The 20,313-nt window shown below is 38.5% G+C and carries 16 protein-coding genes and 1 other annotated feature; of the genes, 12 read left to right on the top strand and 4 right to left on the bottom strand.

All coding sequences use genetic code 11. The features are described 5' to 3' along the window. Together ACWOEC_RS10820 and leuS are read left to right on the top strand one after the other, a co-directional pair. Positions 1-569: LysM peptidoglycan-binding domain-containing protein (locus ACWOEC_RS10820; protein ID WP_455308161.1), on the top strand; the 569-nt coding region annotated here is incomplete at its 5' end. A gap of 49 nt (positions 570-618) precedes the next feature. Beyond that, positions 619-837: a binding site (T-box leader), on the top strand. Between the two features lie 58 nt (positions 838-895). Continuing rightward, a complete protein-coding gene (gene leuS / locus ACWOEC_RS10815; protein WP_455308159.1) occupies positions 896-3,310 on the top strand; it encodes a leucine--tRNA ligase in 2,415 nt (804 codons plus the stop codon). A 57-nt stretch (positions 3,311-3,367) separates the two neighbouring features. Here leuS and ACWOEC_RS10810 read toward each other — a convergent pair whose 3' ends face one another. Both ACWOEC_RS10810 and murE read right to left on the bottom strand, forming a co-directional pair. Beyond that, positions 3,368-3,793, bottom strand: coding sequence for an Ohr family peroxiredoxin (locus tag ACWOEC_RS10810; protein WP_016185215.1), 426 nt, complete (start codon positions 3,791-3,793; stop codon positions 3,368-3,370). Positions 3,794-3,879: 86 nt separating this feature from the next. Further along, positions 3,880-5,394, bottom strand: a complete 1,515-nt coding sequence (gene murE / locus ACWOEC_RS10805) for a UDP-N-acetylmuramyl-tripeptide synthetase (RefSeq protein ID WP_455308157.1) — start codon at positions 5,392-5,394, stop codon at positions 3,880-3,882. Positions 5,395-5,562: 168 nt separating this feature from the next. On the opposite strand from murE, the gene ACWOEC_RS10800 reads away from it, so the two are divergent. The 4 genes from ACWOEC_RS10800 to ACWOEC_RS10785 all read left to right on the top strand — a co-directional run bounded on the left by ACWOEC_RS10800 (position 5,563) and on the right by ACWOEC_RS10785 (position 10,456). Further along, positions 5,563-7,209, top strand: a complete 1,647-nt coding sequence (locus ACWOEC_RS10800) for a putative polysaccharide biosynthesis protein (RefSeq protein WP_455308155.1) — start codon at positions 5,563-5,565, stop codon at positions 7,207-7,209. Positions 7,210-7,258: 49 nt separating this feature from the next. Continuing rightward, a complete protein-coding gene (locus ACWOEC_RS10795) occupies positions 7,259-7,972 on the top strand; it encodes a pseudouridine synthase (protein WP_455308153.1) in 714 nt (237 codons plus the stop codon). Positions 7,973-8,093: 121 nt separating this feature from the next. After that, a complete protein-coding gene (locus ACWOEC_RS10790) occupies positions 8,094-9,056 on the top strand; it encodes an AEC family transporter (RefSeq protein WP_455308151.1) in 963 nt (320 codons plus the stop codon). A gap of 14 nt (positions 9,057-9,070) precedes the next feature. Continuing rightward, positions 9,071-10,456, top strand: a complete 1,386-nt coding sequence (locus tag ACWOEC_RS10785) for an MmgE/PrpD family protein (RefSeq protein WP_455308149.1) — start codon at positions 9,071-9,073, stop codon at positions 10,454-10,456. A gap of 36 nt (positions 10,457-10,492) precedes the next feature. Here ACWOEC_RS10785 and ACWOEC_RS10780 read toward each other — a convergent pair whose 3' ends face one another. Beyond that, entirely contained in the window at positions 10,493-11,347 is an 855-nt protein-coding gene (locus ACWOEC_RS10780; RefSeq protein WP_455308147.1) for an RluA family pseudouridine synthase, read from the bottom strand. Between the two features lie 197 nt (positions 11,348-11,544). Here ACWOEC_RS10780 and ACWOEC_RS10775 point away from each other — a divergent pair, with 197 nt between their 5' ends. Further along, positions 11,545-13,728: a PBP1A family penicillin-binding protein gene (locus ACWOEC_RS10775; protein ID WP_455308163.1), complete on the top strand. Its 2,184-nt coding sequence runs from the start codon at positions 11,545-11,547 to the stop codon at positions 13,726-13,728. 166 nt (positions 13,729-13,894) lie between these two features. After that, positions 13,895-14,374: an N-acetyltransferase family protein gene (locus tag ACWOEC_RS10770; RefSeq protein ID WP_455308145.1), complete on the top strand. Its 480-nt coding sequence runs from the start codon at positions 13,895-13,897 to the stop codon at positions 14,372-14,374. Between the two features lie 49 nt (positions 14,375-14,423). On the opposite strand, the gene ACWOEC_RS10765 is transcribed toward ACWOEC_RS10770, so the two are convergent. Then, the gene (locus tag ACWOEC_RS10765) at positions 14,424-14,618 is read right to left on the bottom strand and encodes a hypothetical protein (RefSeq protein WP_455308143.1); all 195 of its coding nucleotides are present in this window, start codon (positions 14,616-14,618) and stop codon (positions 14,424-14,426) included. Positions 14,619-14,753: 135 nt separating this feature from the next. On the opposite strand from ACWOEC_RS10765, the gene ACWOEC_RS10760 reads away from it, so the two are divergent. From ACWOEC_RS10760 to ACWOEC_RS10745, 4 genes are all read left to right on the top strand, one after another. Further along, positions 14,754-15,098 (top strand): YlbF family regulator, encoded by a 345-nt coding sequence (locus ACWOEC_RS10760; protein WP_455308141.1) that lies wholly within the window; start codon positions 14,754-14,756, stop codon positions 15,096-15,098. Positions 15,099-15,343: 245 nt separating this feature from the next. Further along, positions 15,344-16,531, top strand: coding sequence for a metallophosphoesterase family protein (locus ACWOEC_RS10755; protein ID WP_455308139.1), 1,188 nt, complete (start codon positions 15,344-15,346; stop codon positions 16,529-16,531). A gap of 2 nt (positions 16,532-16,533) precedes the next feature. Next, entirely contained in the window at positions 16,534-19,194 is a 2,661-nt protein-coding gene (locus tag ACWOEC_RS10750) for an AAA family ATPase (RefSeq protein ID WP_455308137.1), read from the top strand. Positions 19,195-19,218: 24 nt separating this feature from the next. Further along, positions 19,219-20,181 (top strand): 3'-5' exoribonuclease YhaM family protein, encoded by a 963-nt coding sequence (locus ACWOEC_RS10745; protein WP_297074437.1) that lies wholly within the window; start codon positions 19,219-19,221, stop codon positions 20,179-20,181. Positions 20,182-20,313 lie beyond the last annotated feature (132 nt).

Below are 20,313 nucleotides of genomic sequence, written 5' to 3'. Positions count from 1 at the left end.
GTACTACGACATCAAACCAAACAGCAAGCAGCTATACCGTGGTCAGTGGTGATTATTTAAGCAAGATCGCCAATCAATTTGGTGTCAGTGTCGCACAACTTAAAACATGGAATAACTTAAGCTCAGACTTGATCTTAGTAGGGCAAAAATTGACGGTCAAAGCGTCTAGCGATCAAACGACGCAAAATACGACAATACCAAGCCAACCAACAAGTACTACGACATCAAACCAAACAGCAAGCAGCTATACCGTGGTCAGTGGTGATTATTTAAGCAAGATCGCCAATCAATTTGGTGTCAGTGTCGCACAACTTAAAACATGGAATAACTTAAGCTCAGATTTGATCTTAGTAGGGCAAAAATTGACGGTCAGAGCGTCTAGCGATCAAACGACGCAAAATACGACAACATCAAATACTACGACATCGAGTCAAACGTATAAAGTGGTCAGTGGTGATAACTTATGGACGATTGCACAGCGCAACAATCTTTCATTACAAACGTTGAAGCAGATGAATCAATTGACTTCTGATACGATTTTTATTGGTCAAGTGTTGAAACTCAAGTAAAACCGTTGAATTTTCAGATAACATTTGATAGACTGAAAGCATAATCGAATACAACACGAAGAATAGGAATAGTAGAATCGATGACTTGTCTTAGAGAGCACATGGGTGGTGAAAATGTGTACTGCAAGATTTGAACTCGCCTAGGAGTGTGTGATTTCTGAAACCAAGTAAGAAATTCCGGTAGTTCCGTTATCGCTACGAGTTTTTTGGCAGATTGCTAAAAAAGAACATAGGTGGTACCGCGTAAACAAGAAGAGACGCCCTATAAAAAGTTTAGGCTTTTTATAGGGTTTTTTTTATGAAAAAATTTGAAGGAGTGAACCATAGTGAGTTTTAATCACGAGCAAATCGAAAAAAAATGGCAAAAATATTGGGCAAAAAACCACACATTCAATACCCAAGATAATCCTGAAAAGCCTAAATTTTATGCCTTAGACATGTTTCCTTATCCATCTGGTCAAGGACTACACGTAGGCCATCCAGAAGGGTACACGGCAACTGATATTTTGGCACGTTTCAAACGTAGCCAAGGATACAATGTATTACATCCAATGGGATGGGATGCATTTGGTTTACCAGCGGAACAATATGCGCTAGATACAGGAAATGATCCAGCTGAATTTACCAAAAAAAATATTGAGACCTTCCGTCGTCAAATCAACTCATTAGGATTTAGTTACGATTGGAATCGTGAGATCAATACAACGGATCCTGAGTATTACAAATGGACACAATGGATCTTTACAAAATTATACGAAAAAGGGTTGGCGTATGAAGCAGAAGTGGCTGTAAACTGGGTACCTGAATTAGGAACAGTGATTGCCAATGAAGAAGTCATCGATGGTAAAAGTGAGCGCGGTGGGTATGATGTCGTGCGTAAACCAATGCGTCAATGGATGTTAAAAATCACAGCGTATGCCGATCGTTTATTAGATGATCTAGAAGATGTCGACTGGCCAGAAAGTATCAAAGAAATGCAACGTAACTGGATCGGTCGTTCGATCGGTGCGAACGTGACATTTGCGGTGGATCAAACGGATAAAGAGTTTACTGTCTTTACGACACGTCCAGATACTTTATTTGGTGCAACGTACGCAGTATTGGCTCCAGAACTTGATCTAGTCAAAGAAATCACGACACCAGAACAACGTGAAGCAGTTGAAGCGTATATCGAAGAAGCATCGAAAAAATCAGATCTAAATCGTACCGATTTAGCCAAAGAAAAAACAGGTGTCTTCACGGGTGCATATGCTATCAATCCGGTAAATCAAAAGAAAATCCCGATCTGGATCGCGGATTATGTTTTAGCTAGTTATGGAACTGGTGCGATCATGGCCGTTCCAGCACATGATGAACGTGACTATGAATTTGCCAAAACCTTCGATCTAGAGATCATTCCCGTTTTAGAAGGTGGCGATGTCACAAAAGAAGCCTTTACAGAAGATGGTACGCATATCAACTCTGAGTTTTTAGATGGGAAAAACAAAGAAGAAGCGATTGCTGAAATCATTGACTGGTTGGAAGAAAAAGGCATCGGGAAAAAAGAAACAAGTTATCGTTTGCGTGACTGGTTATTCTCTCGTCAACGTTATTGGGGTGAACCAATTCCAGTGATCCATTGGGAAGATGGCACGACGACTACGTTACCAGAAGAAGAATTACCATTACGTCTTCCTGTAACTAAAGATATCCGTCCAAGTGGAACAGGGGAATCACCATTAGCAAATATCACAGAATGGGTCAATGTAGTCGATCCTAAAACTGGTAAAAAAGGTCGTCGTGAAACCAATACGATGCCTCAATGGGCTGGAAGTTCTTGGTACTTCCTACGTTATATCGATCCACATAATAAAACAGCATTAGCGGATTACAAAAAATTAGAACGTTGGTTGCCAGTCGATATTTATATTGGTGGAGCAGAACATGCGGTACTGCATTTACTGTATGCCCGTTTCTGGCATAAGTTCTTATACGATATCGGAGCAGTTCCAACCAAAGAGCCATTCCAAAAATTATATAACCAAGGAATGATCTTAGGTGAAAATAATGAGAAGATGTCGAAATCTCGTGGAAATGTGGTCAATCCTGATGACGTAGTAAAACGTTATGGTGCCGATACACTGCGTATGTATGAAATGTTTATGGGACCTTTAGATGCTTCGATCGCTTGGAGTGAAAATGGACTAGAAGGAAGCCGTAAATTCTTAGATCGAGTGTGGCGCTTGATCGTCGATGAAGAGGGTAAATTACGTGATCGCATCACAACCTTCAACGATGGAAAATTAACGAAAGTCTACCATCAAACGGTGAAAAAAGTCACAGAAGACTATGAGCATTTGCGTTTCAACACCGCGATTTCTCAGTTGATGGTCTTTATCAATGAAGCGTATAAAACAGATGCGTTATGCTATGAATACATCGAAGGTTTTGTACAATTATTAGCACCGATCGCACCACACATGGCAGAAGAATTATGGGAAATCCTAGGCAACAAAGAAGGCATCTCTTATGTGCAATGGCCAACGTATGACGAAAAAGAATTAGTCGAAGACGAAGTCGAAATCGTTTTACAAGTGAATGGAAAAGTGCGTGCTAAAGTCAATGTTTCTCTAAATGAATCAAAAGAAACATTAGAAGAATTAGCGAAAACTCACGAAGCGATCGCAGAACAAATCGCGGATAAAACGATCCGTAAAGTGATCGTTGTACCGAATAAATTGGTTAATATCGTCGCAAATTAATACGAAAAAGCGCACCAGAAAGAAAGTATTCTTTCTGGTGCGCTTTTTTAGAATGTATTATGCTTCTGTTCCGTCTTCAGCTTCGTAAGTTACCTCAACGTTACCGCTGATCGCTTTAGAATAAGGACAGATGCTATCTGTTTCTTTCATGTATTTTTCAGTATCTTCTTTTGAAAGACCATCGATTTTACCAATTAATTTAACTGCTAAATGTAAAGTCGTGAAGTCAGGTAGATCACCTAATAACGTTACTTCAGCACGCACGCTGCGGTTGCGATCGCCTAAGCCATCACGTTCTAAAGGAAATACCATTGCACCGTTGAAACAAGCCGCGATCCCTGCTGCAAATAATTCTTCAGGGTTTGTGTAGCCTGCTTTATTAGTACCTGTTGTTTTAACTTCAAAATCACCATTTAATGATTTACTAACGCCTTCGCGTCCGCCTTCGTTGATTACTGTTGAAACGCCCATTTTTTTACTCATATATCCAACACTCCTTTAATTTTAGTACTCTTTAACTATAATCGATTCCAAACAATAAGCAAAAGAAAGTGCTTGTGAGAAAACGATTAATTTGCATTTAAGAAAGCTGTAGCAATCGCAAGATCGCCAGCATAAGGTTCACCGCGACCATTGATCTTCATCGACTGTTCAGTACCTTTCCCACAAATCGCTACGATGTCGTGTACTGTAGCTTTTTCCAGTAATGTTTCGATCGCTTTTTGACGGTCGATTTCGATCGTAACGGGAATATCACTAGTGATTTGTTTTTTGATTTCTGTAGCGATCGCAAATGGATCTTCAAAATCAGGATCATCACTAGTTAACATTGCTTCATCGGCAACTTCAGAAAGTGCTTTGGCGATGTCTGATCGACGTCCTAAGGCTTTCCCACCGGTACTACCAGTCAAGATAAGAACGCGACCGTTTGGACGTAATTGATGAGCCAGTTCACCGATGGCATGGATACTCAAGTAATTGTGAGCGAAATCAACTAAAACAAGTGGTTGTTCAGGTCGTTCGATCACATGCATTCGACCAGGGATCACCGTTTTTGGTAGTGTCTGTTGTGCGATCTCAGGATTAAAATCAAGTAATTGCAACACAAGAAGTGCAGCAACAGCATTATCGTGATTAAATGTTCCTAAAATCCCCAAGTGATAGTTTCCTTCTAACTTAGTCAGGTCTAACTCATTGGCTTGTAGATCAAAGTTTCTAGTATCTTTATGATCCATGATTTGAACCATCGCCGTCTGGGTACGACCAAATGTAACATAAGGTACATGGTAATGCGTTGAGGTATCGGCTAGCAAATCAAAATAATCCATATCTTGATTCAAAATCATTTTTTGACTATTTTGGATCAATTGACGTTTGCAGTAGAGATAATCATCAAATGTCGGATGTTCGACTGGACTGATGTGATCTGTTCCGATATTTAAAAAGACCCCGATTTCAAAGGTCAAATTGTAGACCCGTTTTGTTTTATATGCTTGAGAAGAGACTTCCATGACTAAATGTGTGACTTGATTTTCAACAGCTTGCGCCATCTGTGCATATAGTTCCAAAGCTTCTGGAGTCGTTAGATGTGAACGAGTGTAGGTATGACCATCTAAACAAGTTTCTTCAGAAGAAAACAGAGCTACTTTATTATTCGTCGCTTTAGCTAAGCTGTCTTTTAAAAAATAAGCCGCGGTTGTTTTGCCCTTAGTACCGGTAATCCCGATTTTGGTTAATTTTTTTTCAGGATGTTGGTAAAATTCTTGTGCGAGTAGAGCCATCGCTTTACGAATATCCGTTACGATAAACCCGAGCGCTTGGACTTCATAAGGAGATTGTGCGATATAAGTCGTCAATCCGTTTGTCATAGCCTGAGCGAGAAATTCTTCTTTAAATCCTGCACCTTTACAAAAAAATAAGGTTTGGTTATCTACTTGTCTAGAATCATAGGATAGTTTGGTAAATGTTTGATTTTTTTGTTCGATTGGTAATGTAAAGTGCCAATTTTTATCGACGATGATTTCTTTTAAAAGATCATGTTGCTGTAAGATAGTTTGAATCGTCTCTAAGTCTAATTGATACATCGAGTTGCACTCCTTTATTTAGTATATGTAGTTTATCATACACCGAAAGACTAGGAAGCAAAAGGGCAGATTTCTTAAGAGCGATTAACCTTTAGAAAAATTGATTGCGGCTTGAGCATTTTCGCATTAAAATAGAAGGTAATGTAAAAAGAAATTGGAGAAGTGAACATGGAAAAATATGAAAAAATCCAAGAAACTCCATTGAGCAATGAGGAGCAAATGGCACGTGGATCAGCTTGGATGACATTTGGTAATATTGGTTCACGCTTATTAGGTGCATTGTATATTTTGCCTTGGTATTTTTGGATGGGTGCTTATGGTAAAGAAGCGAATGCTTTATTTGGAATGGGGTATAATGTTTATGCCTTGTTCATTATGATTTCTACTGCAGGTATTCCAGCTGCGATCGCTAAGCAAATCGCTTATCATAATTCACGTCAAGAATACCGAACGAGTAAAAAATTGTTCATCCGTGCGTTGCAACTAATGGCAGTTTTTGGTGGAGTCGGTGCTGCAGTCATGTACTTATTTTCCCCATTTTTAGCTCATGCAGCAGGTGGCGGCGATGAATTGATCCCCACGATGCATTCTTTGAGCTTGGCGTTATTGATCATCCCGATGATGAGTGTTATTCGTGGCTATTTTCAAGCGATGCACAATCTAGCTCCATACGCAATCTCGCAATTAGTCGAACAAGTAGCTCGAGTTTTTTATATGCTATTGGCTACGTTTATCATTATGCGTCTAGGAAGTGGCGATTATATCAAAGCTGTGACACAATCGACTTTAGCGGCATTTGTCGGAGCTGTGGCAAGTCTATTGGTTCTTTTGTATTATTTTAAATCTGAAAAATTAAAAATGGATGTTCGTGCAGAAATCAGTGAAGAAGATGTCGTTTTAGATACGAAGTCATTATTGCTGACGACGATTCATGAATCAATTCCTTTTATTATCGTGGGTTCAGGGATTACTTTGTTTAAATTAGTCGATCAGTACACGTTTATTAAAACGATCGAAAGTTTTACAAATTATACGCATAATCAAGCAATTGGCTTATTTGCATTATTTAGTGCCAATCCTGACAAATTAACGATGGTGGTAATTGGTTTAGCGATTGCATTAGCTTCAGTCGGGTTGCCTTTGATTGCAGAACACCATGCAAGTAACAATAAAGTAGGATTAGCTAAATTGATCAGCAACAATTTACAGTTGTACTTTTTCGTGATGTTCCCAGCCACATTTGGTATGGTCTTGCTTGCTTTTCCATTAAATACGATATTTTATGGTCCTGATCCATTTGGTACGAATCTATTGATTGAAGCGACTTTATCAGGTTTAGTATTAGGACTCTTTATGCTCAGTGCGAGTATGCTACAAGGAATCTATCAAAATCGTGTTGCAGTCATTTATTTAGTCATTGGATTTATAATCAAACTGGTTATTCAGATTCCTTTTATTTATTGGTTTGAATCATATGGTCCCTTATTGGCAACAACGATTGCTTTAGCGGTTACCTGTGTGTTGAATCTATACAAATTACATCAGATTACACGTTTTAATCTTAGCCTAACAATACGACGCATCGGTCTGTTTTTTATAATGACTTTGGCGTTAATCGTGGTTGCCGGTTTGGCACGCTTGATTTTCGGCCAATTTTTATCCATCGATCGTAAGTTACCAGCTTTTATCTTAGTATTACTGGTCGCCGGAATCGGCGCATTGACGTATATCTACATTGCTTTAAAGATTCGGATTGCGGATCGCTTGCTTGGACCAGGTATGGCGCGCATGCGTGCACGATTACGGATCAAATAATCCAAAAGCAGACACCTGATGTCTGCTTTTTTCATTCAAAGGAGAAACTATGCGTTTAGATAAATTTTTAGCAGATATGGAATTTGGCAGTCGTAAAGAAGTCAAACAATTCATCAAAAAAGGACGAGTAAAAGTCAATGGTGTAATCTGTAAATCAGATAAAACCCAAGTCGATGAGTTAAACGATCATATTTTATTTGATGATGAGCTCGTTCATTATCAAAATCAGTTTTATTATATTTTACACAAACCACAAGGAGTGATCTCGGCAACAGTCGATAATTTTGACGAGACCGTTGTTGATTTGTTAGACGATGACGTGTTTCGTGAGGATCTTTTTCCAGTAGGACGTTTGGATAAAGATACCGAGGGGCTATTGATCTTGACCAATGATGGTGCTTTAGCACATCAACTATTATCACCTAAAAAACATATAGAAAAGGCTTATTATGCCAAGGTTTCTGGACAGATGACCCCAGAAGATGTTGTCGCCTTTAAACAAGGCCTCACGATCGATCAAAAAGAAGTATGTTTACCAGCTAAACTGACGATTCTATCTTATGATGAAGCACTTGATGAAAGCGAGATCGAACTCGTTTTACATGAAGGCAAATTCCATCAAGTCAAGCGCATGGTCCAAGCAGTAGGAAAAGAAGTCACGTATTTAAAACGGATCCGCATGGGACAACTAGTCTTGCCTAGTGATCTAGCTTTAGGAGAATATCGAGAATTGACGACAGAAGAATTGGAATTATTATCTTAAAAAGAAAGCTGCTAGTCGCAGCTTTCTTTTTTTCTAACAATTTTGTTTGATGAATCAATGAAAAATGCTGGAGAACCTATGGTAAATTAAATTGAAAATTACATGAAGGAGCTGTGAGGGGATGAACCATATCATACAATCATTAACGATTGTTCTCCCTATTTTATTTGTTTTAGTACTTGGGTTTTTAGCTGGAAAAAAACAAGCATTTGGAAAAAGCGATCAAGCTATTCCAGTAATCAATGAGCTTGTATTGACCTTTGCTTTACCAGCATCTTTATTTGTTGGGACAATCAGTGTCACTCGTGTGCAATTGGCTGGGGAAATGGATTTATTTGTTGGATTATTGATCAGTTTACTTTTAGCTTATTTTTTAGGATTATTTGTCGCTAAATACTGTTTTAAACGCAACATGGTAGAAGCATCCATTGCAGGATTAGCAGTCGCTTTTTCAGCAGGCCCTTTCTATGGTCCAGCATTGTTAGGAAGTATTTACGGAACGAAAAGCGATGTAGCAGTTAGTATCATTTCACTTTTATTGAATGTTTGTATCGTACCGTTAGCTACAATCGTGATCAAATTAAATACTACAGGAAAAGAGCATGATTCTGTTGGGAAAATGATTGGACAATCGTTGTATCGGGCGATTATTAAAACACCATTTGTATGGGCCCCGCTAATTGGATTTATCTGTGTATTTATTGGAATTGATTTTCCAAAAATTGTTACAAGTTCATTGACGTTAATTGGTGAAGCAACGGCTGGTATCGCGATCTTTGTAGCAGGGATGACAATTGCTGCTCATCATTTTAAATTAACGAAGGAAGTTCTATGTATTACGATTTTAAAAAATATTGGCTTGCCATTGATCTTTGTCGCAATTGCAATTTTGGTCCATCTTAAATCTGGAAGTGTTACCTTTAATGAAGGGTTATTATTAGCAGCATTACCTTCTGGACCGATGATTGTTTTATTATCGACGAAATATAAACAATATCAGCAAGAAGCATCCTCAATCTTAGCTTTGTCTACGGTTGGAATGATTATCACTATCACAATTGTAATTAGTCTTTTAGGCGTATAAAGGAGAGAGTAAACATGACAAAAACAAAAGTAGAACAACTTGCAGCTTATGCATTGCGTGCACAATATGAAGAGTTATCAGCAGAATCAAAAAAACAGATCTCAGTTCATATTTTAGACTCGCTTGGCTGTCAAATTGCAGCCATGGGTGCAAACCCAGTGAATGCTTGTCGTGAACAAGTACAAGAATTTTCTCCAAGTGGACAAGCAAGCCTAATTGCAGGTGGTACTTCTAGTCCTGTTTATGCTGCTTTTTGGCATACGGCACTGGTACGCTATGTAGATGCAATGGATAATATTTTAGCACCTACGGAAACTGCACATACGGCAGATAACTTTGGTGGGATTTTAACGGCTGCAGATTTAGCTGGTGCAAGTGGAAAAGAATTGATGGTAGGTGTAGCTCTCGGTTGGACGATCCAAACTCTTTTAGTACAAAAAGGTAATTTTATGACTAAGGGATTCGATCATACGGCACAATTAGCCTTTTCAATTCCAGCAGCCGCTGGACGTCTACTTGGCATGGATGAAAAAACAATTGCCAATGCTTTAGCGATTGCGATTTCAAGTGATGCATCTTTTGCAGGAATTCGTTCAAAACCCTTATCAGAATGGAAAGGACTAGCTTCAGCACAGTCTGCTCTAGGTGCGTTTAATGCGTTATATTTAGCTAAACGTGGAATTGAAGGACCACTAGCTATCGTAGAAGGACCACAAGGAGTCGAAAATTTATTAGGCAAACCTTTAGATATTGATTGGGAACACGAAAATTATGAAGGAGTGACAGAATCTACAATCAAGAAATTTGTCGCGATGATCCATACGCAATCGGCAATTGAATGTATTTTAGAATTATTAGCAAAAGAAAGCATTGATCCGCAAAACATTACGCGTATCAATGCTGAAGTACCACAAATCACGTATGACTTTGCTGGCGGTGGTCTCTATGGAAATGCAGATTTAGCAATAACGACTAAAGAACAAGCAGATCATTCATTGCCTTACCTATTAGCAGTAGCGATTTTAGATAAACAAGTAATGCAAGCCCAATTTACGCCTGAGCGTATTAATCGCCAAGATGTTCAAACATTGATGCAAAAAGTAACAGTTGAAGTTAATGAAGAGTTTACAAAACGGTATCCAACTGAATTTTGTGCAAAAATGACGCTTATGCTAAAAGATGGAACTTCAGTGACAAACGAGGTGAAAGATTATCCTGGAATGCCATGTCGTCCATTTACTTGGGAAGATGCGGTAGACAAATTTGATCGAATGACAACTGGATATATTACTTCAACTCAACAAACAAAAATCAAAGACATCGTGCGAACATTAGAAACTCGTCAAGTTCGTGAATTAATGGATGTATTAAATACCCTGCCATATCAAAAAGCAAAATAAAAAAATGTCTGGACCACAAGTCCAGGCATTTTTTATTTATTCATAAAACAAACTATTCTTTGTTTCGATTTTTAAATGTTCTTTTGTAAAAGGGTGAACCAGTTCGATCTGTTTAGCATGCAGATACAAACGATCAGCAGGTTTTCCATAAAGTGGATCACTTATGATTGGATGTCCGATTGCTTGTAAATGAACTCTGATTTGATGCGTTCGTCCTGTTTCTAGCTGACATTCTAGAGCAGTTTTTTGCGTTAATGGTTTGATGACTTTGACATGTGTAATCGCTGTTTGGCCGTTTCGTGGATCAACAACGCGTTTTCTACGGTCGTGGCGATCACGCCCAATGGCTAAGTTAATCGTTTGATCACGCGTTACTATTCCTTTGACGATTGCTTGGTATGTTCGCTTGATTTCTTTTTGTTCTAAAAGTCGGCCTAAAATAGGTAAAACTAATGGGTTTTTGGCAAATAACACGACACCGCTAGTTTCCTTATCTAAGCGATGGACGATATAGCCACGCTCTTGTTTTTGAGCTAAGTAAGCTTGAACATTGTTAAAAAACGTACCGGTTTCACCAGGTTGGTTTGGATGTGTTTTGATTCCAAATGGTTTGTTTGCAATCAGTAAGTGTTCGTCTTCAAATAAGACTTCGATTTTAGGATCTCCTAAAGGAATCTCTTGGAAGTGATAGTCCTCTTCGGCTAATTCAAGCGAAATCGTATCATGAGGATGGATTTCTTCATGAAATTTTGCGACTTCACCATTTACCATTACATGCTTTCTGACCCGTAAAAAATGACGAACTTTTCTAGGAACGAGCCATTCTTGTTCGAGTAGTTCTCGAATAGTCATTACGCGTTGATCACTAGGTAATTTGATTTGATAGTTCATGTTTGTTCCTTTCATAGAGCGGTTTTAATCGTAGATACTTTAGGTATTTTTAACAAAAAAACAATTTTTTTCTAGCAAACTCATGATACACTATCTAGGATGTGATTTGAAGAAATTCCGTCTTAAGATGGATATCAGATAGAAAAAAGTCATGTATAGTAACATAATGGAGGTATGCTATGGAGTTTAAGGAATGGATGATCAAACTTTGGCGCTGGCTAAAAGAAGCTGCAATCATTAGTTATCATTGGGTCAAAAAAGCGAGTAAAACGAGTTGGCAATTTAGTAAACCTTACTTGATTCGGTTTCATCATTTTAGAAAACGAATATGGAAAAAATATCATGTTAATAAACTATTGATCTTACTAGGTATGATTGCTATTTTATGTACGAGTGTGTATTTATTTTATGTTGCAAAAACAACCAATGTCTCCGAATTAGAATCCGGACTAAAAGAATCGACACTGATTTATGATCGTGATGGCGAAAGTGCGGGGAAATTATATGAACAAAAAGGTGCCTACATTCAGTTAAATGAAATGTCCCCCTATCTAGTTGATGGTGTGATTTCGACGGAGGATCGCAATTTTTATGAGCATCATGGTTTTGATATTAAAGGGATCGGTCGGGCAGCATTACGTTTTGTTATCAATCGTGGCGCTTCTGGAGGTGGAGGAAGCACTATCACCCAACAGTTGGCTAAAAATGCCTATTTGACCTTGGATCAAACGTTTACTCGTAAAGCTAAAGAAATCTTTTTAGCGATTGAAATCGAAAAACATTACAGTAAAGATGAAATTTTAACGATGTATCTCAACACTTCTTATTTTGGGAATGGTGTTTGGGGCGTGCAAGATGCCTCTGAGAAATATTTTGGTGTGAATGCTAGTGAATTATCAGCTGGAGAGGCGGCTACCTTGATCGGTATGCTTAAGGGACCTTCGCTGTATAATCCAATCGACCACTTAGATAATGCGACTAATCGTCGTGATACGGTCTTGCAACTGATGGTCGATAACCAGAAATTGACAGCTGAAGAAGCTAAAGCGCAAGCGGCAATCCCACTTGATTCATTATTAGGAGATAATTATCAACCAGGAAACGATAGTTATCGCTATCCATCTTATTTTGATGCAGTTATCGATGAAGCGGTCGAAGAGTATGGACTAGATGCTGATGATATTTTAAATCGAGGGTATAAGATCTATACGACACTTGATCAAAATCAGCAACAAGCGATGCAAGATACGTATACTGTTGATGGCTATTTTCCAGATAATGCCGAAGATGGCGAGATGGTACAATCGGCAAGTGTGGCTGTGTCACCTAAAGACGGTGGTGTGACAGCTTTAGTCGGTCGCAGAGGCGAGTCAGTTTTTCGTGCGTATAATTTTGCGACTCAGATGAAGCGTTCACCGGGATCGACAATTAAACCACTAGCGGTCTATACGCCTGCATTAGAAGCAAGCTATACTCCAGCAAGTATTTTAAAAGATGAGCCTTTAAGTTACTATAAAGCAAGTAATTACAGTCAAACTTATTCTGGTGAAGTACCGATGTACCAAGCCGTTGCTCAAAGTTTGAATTTACCTGCTGTCTGGTTATTGCATGAGATCGGTTTAGATAAAGGATTTAATAAGGCGAAAGAATTCGGGTTATCATTGTCGGATGAAGACAAATATTGGGGCTTAGCATTAGGTGGTTTGAAATATGGAGAATCTCCGTTGACTATGGCCGCAGCTTATAGCGTCTTTGCCAATGGTGGAACGTATTACAAACCTCATTTGATTACGAAAATCGTCGATTCAACGGGCGCTGTGATCGTGGATAATAGTTCTGTTAAAGGAAAACGGATCATCTCAGAAAAAATTGCAACGGCGATGACAAGTATTTTACTGGGAACATTTTCAAATGGGACAGGTGTGTTAGCCGATCCAGCAGGCTATACCGTCGCAGGTAAAACTGGGACAACTGAAACCAATTTTGACGCGTCTAAAGTAAACGACCAATGGGTTATCGGCTATACACCAGATCTAGTGATCGCTACATGGTTAGGTTTTGAACAATCTAGTGAGTTACATTACTTACAAGGAACGAGTGAAACGGTAGCTGGATTGATCTTCCAAAAAGTTGCTGAAAACATTTTACCTTATACGAGCGGTTCAACATTTGATGTCGCGGATGCGTATCAAACAGATGGTGTCGTGATGACTGTCAATGAGGCTGAAGAAAAAGCGAAGGAAGATGCTAAAAGTTCTTGGCAAAAAGGCGTCGACGAGATCACTGAAAAAACTAAAGAAGGGTTACAAACGGCAGGTGAGGTATTAAAAGATACTACTGAAAAAGTTTGGAATGGTGTTTTGGATAAATTATGGCATTAAAAAATGAGCGAGTGATTGCTCATTTTTTAATTAAGCTGGAGTTAAGCAATAAACGTTACACTAGGTTCATACCCAAACAAATAGTTTTTTCTTCATTTCTTTCTCCCATACTCACTAGTCCCCACTAGTGAGTTTTTGGTATACTAAGCGTAAAGGAGAGGGGGATATGAACGTAACGATTCGATTTGCAACAAGGCAAGATGTACCTGTGATTTTAGACTTTATCAAAGAGCTCGCTGCATATGAAAAATTAATGCATGAAGTGGTTGTAACAGAGGCCTTACTAGAAAAGTATTTATTTGATGAACAAAAAGCAGAAGTGATTTTTGGGGAAGTCAATGGAAAACCGATTGCTTTTGCGCTATTTTTTACTAATTTTTCGACATTTTTAGGAAAACCTGGTCTGTATTTAGAAGATCTCTATGTCCAAAAAGAGTATCGTGGTCAAGGAATCGGCAAACAGATTTTAGCCTTTTTAGCCAATCTGGCACTAGAACGCGACTATGGACGCTTAGAATGGTGGGTCTTAGATTGGAATACCAATTCGATTGCATTTTATAAACAACTTGGTGCACTTCCAATGGATGAATGGACGACATTTCGTGTCACCGAAGAGAAGCTACATCTCATTGCGAACGCTAAATAGAGGGTGTGACATCTGTCACACCCTTTTGATATTTCACCGCTAGATTTAATTAAAAGAAGATATCGATTATTTTGGTCCAAATCTCTGAAAAGCCACCCACAATAATCGCTGTGATGGGAATCAACGCCCAGATCCAGCCATTGGTATGACCTTTTTGTTCAAGTTTTAAGTGTAGATTCTCATTTTCTAAACGTAAATATGCATTTTCCTGTTCTAATTGTGCAATTCGTTCTGTTTCACCCATGATCATCGCTCCCTTTTCTTTTAGTTTAACAAATCTTTAAGAATAGTAGCTCAGTCGCAAGGTGGATTTTTGGTTTTTTGTCAGAAAACCCAATAAATGTTACAATGAACCTAGTAAAATTATTGGAGGGACATCATGGCAAATATTTATGATATCGGAAACGAATTAGAACGTGAGATCCGTGCGACAGAACAATACCAAGCATTACAAAAAGCTTTTGCAGATTTAAAGGTGGAAGAAGAAGCGTACGCATTATTTAAAGAATTCCAACTTTTCCAACAAACATTACAACAAAAAATGATGGCTGGCGAAGAAATGGCCGAAGAAGATGCGACTAGAGCGCAAGAATTATCACAAGCGATTCAAACACAAAATGCGATTGCCGATCTTATGGAAGCAGAACAAGCATTTAGCGTATTGATCAACGATATGAACAATATCGTGATGACGCCAGTTCGTGAATTATACGAAGAAGCATAAAAAAAGAGGGGTGTGACAGATTTCTGTCACACCCTTTAAAAAACGACTAAATAGTGTTTTAGAAGTTGCTCTTTTAAAAATAAGCCGAATCATTACCGAAATTTTTCTCGGAATGATTCGGTTTATTTCTTAAAACTTTCCATTTCTTTCATCATTCGTTTTAGCGAACAAACTTTCGCCTATCCACTGACTTTTCGGATACCCTATGATAAAATAAAACGACTAGGAAAGTAGGAGTGAAGCGTATGATTCGATTTATTCATTGTGCTGATTTGCATTTTGACCGCCCTTTTGAAGGGATCTCTGCGATCGATGAAGAACAAGCACAATTTTATCAATATAATGAACAGACGCTGAAAAATATCGTTGATGTAGCGATAGATGAAGCAGTCGATTTTGTGCTGTTTGTAGGCGATACCTTTCATCAAAATCGACCAACATTAAAAACACAACGTCTATTTTTTGAGCAAATGGAACGTTTGAAAAACGTTCAGATTCAAGTCTATTTAGCTTTTGGGAATCACGATTTTTATGATGCGACACGCTATTGGTTTGATTTCCCAGAAAATGTTCATCTCTTTACTACTGAACAAATCCAGACAATGATCTTTAAAAAAGATGCAGAACACTGTCATATCAGTGCATTTAGTTATACGAACCAATGGATCGATACCAAAAAAGTTCATGAGTATCCCAATCGTGGAACTGAAGATTATCATATTGCAATGTATCATGGGGAAATGGGCAGTACACGCTACGCACCATTTCAACTAGGTGAATTACAAAATAAAGGATACGATTATTGGGCATTGGGGCACATCCATGTTCCGATGATACTCCAGGAACAGCCACCGATTATTTATGCCGGTACGCCAATGGGGCATTCACAAAAAGAAGACCAGATTCAAGGTGTGGTCCTTGTAACGTTGCAAAAAGGGCAGATCGCACAGTATCGATTTTGTGAGGTTGCAGCAGCCCAATGGCAAAAAAAACAATATTCTTTTGCAGCGATTCAAGATAAAAAAAGTGCTTTAGATCTATTATATCAACCAGTAGAACAAGAAAAACCGACTTTATATCAAGTGCAACTGATCGATACCAACCAATTGCCCAAAAACTGGTTAGAAGAGCAAGAAAAAGCAGAAGTAATCGCGTATCTAAATCGCCATGCGAAAAAAACACAACAGTGGATCTATGCGATCAAAGTACTCGAAGAAGATGAGGTGACGTTTGCATTTGATGTCGATACCTCACAAATTCAAATCGCCATTGAACAGATATCCAAACCGGAAGTATTTGAAACATTAATCGAAGACTTACGCAAGCAAACCAAAACAAGTCGTCTAGTTTCTTCTGATAGCTTCCGAATGGATGTTCTAACAGAAGTGTATCGCAAGGTGGCAGCAGAATTTCAATTGAAAGAAGGGGAATAAAGATGCGTATCTTAAAAGTTGAAATCACTGGTTTTGGCCACTATCGCCAGAAAACACTGACGTTTGATGCGCACAACCAATTATTCTACGGTGAGAATGAAGCTGGAAAATCAACTCTTTATCAATTTATCTATGCGATGTTGTTTGGTTTTACGAAAAAATCTGCTAAAAAACGCGACTATACACCACAAGACGGTTCAGCTTATGGGGGGCGTTTGTGGTTTGAGAATACTCGCAAGCAATGCATCAAAATCGAACGCTTTCGCCAGGTCGATCGTGGAAAAGCAAAAGTGTTTATCGATGATCAAGAAGTTGCGATTGCCTTAGAAAAATTGTTAGAACCTTTGACACCACAGACCTTTCAAGAGATTTATACTTTTCAACAAGAGCAGTTATCGCAAATTGATCATTTGCAAGAACAAGAATTCCACGAGGCTTTACTTTCCTTAGGAATCAGTGGGAGTCAGCAATTGATCGAAGTCGTAAAACAAGAAGAACGCAATAGTCAACAACTGTTTCGACCACGAGGACGTAATTTGCCTTTAAATCAAAAAATCGTGGCCTTAGAAGGTTTGCAAGAAAAAATCACAGAAAAAGAACAACAAGAATCAACTGTCCAACAGCTTTACCACCAACTCAGCGAAATGAAACAGACGATGCATACACTTGAACAAGAAGCAGTCACACTACGTCAAACGCAGCAAATTTTGGAACAACAGCGCCTAAATTGGCCCTTATATGAAGAATGGCAACAACTATTGCAACAAAATAAAACATTATTAACGGCGAAAGAGCAAGCACAGATCGAACAGATTTATCAGCAATATCAAGTATTAAGACAAGCCATTCAATTTAAGACGGATCAGATTGCCAAAATAGAGCAAGATCAAACTTCAGAACGTTACTTTTTTTATTTAGATCACGAAGCTGTGATCAAACAATTGAAGTCTCAGTATTTAGAGATCATGAAGGCGCTTGAACAAGAAGCGTCTAGTTTGAGCCAACAACAAGAAATCAAGACACAATTATCAAGATACGCAAAACAGTGGAATTTTACACCTAAAACACCACCACAAGCAATCGATCCACGCGTATATGAAGATCTTAGTGAACTAGAACAACTTCAAGAACAACAAATACGTTTGGAAGAAAAATTGAATTGGTATCATGAAAAACAAAAATTAGTAGAAACAGAAGTCGCACAACTAGAAGAACAACTGGTTTTACTAGAACCAGAAACAGCTAAGCTTTCGATGAAACACATCGGCTTGGTACTTTTAGGTATTATTTTAGGATTTGCGTTTCTTTTCGTGAACAGTTGGGTGGCAATTATGATCTGGGCACTTACTGGGATTCTTTTTATAGCGACTCTACGCAAACGACCAAATACGCAAGCCTTAGAACTTTTAAAGGCACAATGGCAGGCTAAATTAACAGAAAGCAACAAGAGTCAAGCGGAAGTCGCAGCCTTGGTGGCCGAGCATCACACACAGGAACAAAACATCAGCGTACTTTTTAATCGTTTGAATCCTTTTTTTAATCAAGCACCACAAACTCAGTGGGAGGAGATCTTACAACATTACCAAGAAGCTGTGACAGATTATCAACAACTGGTTGAACAAGATGCACAAATCACAGAACAATTAGCACAGATCGAACCGCTATTAACCCAAACGCTGAGTGCTTTAAAACCCTTTTACGCATGGTTTTCAATTGCGACACTTTCGTTGGATCAACAAATAAAATGTTTATTTGATTTTGACGAAGAGATGCAACAAGTCAAACTGGAACGCAGTCAAAATCCAAGTATCCAATTAGCGCGAGAGATCAAAGAATTACGCGAGCAAGAAACAACACTATTACAAGAAGCGACCGTCCATTTTAGCCAACAAGGGATTACACAAGTTGACGAGATTCCTGTTTTATTAAAACAATGGACGATCCAGCGTGAAAATAAAAAACGCCAAGAGGAACTAGCCACAATGTTGAGTCCGCTATTTCCTAAAACGATAACCAAAACGCAGTGGGAAATGAAAGTCGCACAAAATAAACAGCAGCTACTAGAAATAACTCAAAAACAGCAAGAACAAACAACAAAGATTCAACGTCTTACTTTAGAATTGGAGCAATTGCAAGAAGACGGTACATTAGATGAATGGTATCAAAAACGTACGCAGTTAGAAGATCAAGTTCGGCAAATGAGTGTACAGTGGGCCGCACAAAAAGTTCATGCAGCTTTATTAACTCAACTTGCAACAACAAGATCTGATGAACAGTTTCCACACTTGATGCAAAAAGTGTCCGAGTATTTCACGTTATTAACTGATGGACGTTATCAACAAGTTTTATTTCATGAAGGAAGTGTCTTGGTTCGTGATCATGTTGAACAATACGACATTTACCAGTTATCGACAGGAACCAAAGACCAATTGATCATGGCATTTCGATTTGCTTATTTGGCGATGCAAACTGCTAGCCATAGTCCAGTAATCATCGATGATGGCTGGCTACATTATGATCACAAGCGTAAATACCATTTAGCTAAACTTTTAGCTTATTTTGGCCGTGAAAACCAAGTCATTTGTTTGTCTTCTGACCGAGAAATGGTAAGCTATTATCAAGAGGAGCAACAAGCAGTGTTTATGCTCACAGAAGGGATGTGACAAGCTTCTAAGTGAAGCGTGTTGATGAAAAAATTAAGAGAACTAGCAGTTGATGAAACGTTTCAATTATTTGTATTGATCAAGCAAGCAGATGTCCGGGTCGCGAAGAATGGTAAAAAATTTATTGCGTTTACTTTCCAAGATGAAAGTGGAGCGATCGATGGGAAGTTCTGGGATGCTTCGGAAGAAGAAATCACCAAATTTGAAGCCGGAAAAGTTGTTTGCTTAGATGGCAAACGAGAAGTCTATCAAGGAAACCCTCAAGTTAAGATCATTCATCTGAGATTGACGAAGACGGATGAACCAAATGATCCAAGTTTATTTATGGATCGACCACCAGTAACAAAAGAAGATATGGAAGCATATATTAGTCAAACCTTTTTTGAGATTACTACACCTGCTTGGAATCGAATTGTTCGCTACTTATTTACACAATACCATCAAGAGTTTTTCACTTTTCCAGCAGCAAAAGTGAATCATCATGCGTTCAATGGTGGATTAGCGTATCATACGATGACGATGCTACGTTTAGCCAAAGCGATTGCAAAAGAATATCCTGATTTGGATGAATCATTATTATATGCGGGGGTCTTATTACATGATTTAGGTAAGGTGATCGAATTAAGTGGCGCTGTTGCTACTGAATATACACTTGCTGGTAATTTGATTGGGCATTTGGTATTAGTCGACGAAGAAATCACAAAAGCTTGTATCGCGTTATCGATCGATCCGGCAACCGAAGATGTTTTATTATTGCGTCATATGGTATTGTCTCATCATGGATTATTAGAATATGGCTCACCGGTTCGTCCTAAACTGATCGAAGCAGAAGTCTTGCATCAAATCGATAATTTAGATGCTACGATGCAAATGCTACTGACAGCTAAAGGGCAAACAGATCCAGGAAATTATACGTCTAGTATTTTTGGATTAGATAAACGTCGCTTTTATATTCCGACAACACAAAAAAACAAGGACATCGATTGATGTCCTTGTTTTTTTGGCTCTATACTTTTTGATGTTGGTGGATGACACCAGCATCTTTTTTATTTTGAAAAACAATAGAAAAGACACCTTGAAATCCTTTAGAATTAATTTGACGAACCAATCCAAAAGGAG

The sequence above is a fragment of the Enterococcus bulliens genome, assembly GCF_053761865.1.
Note: the sequence above shows the minus strand (reverse complement) of the source record. Positions and strands in the feature narration are given on the sequence as shown.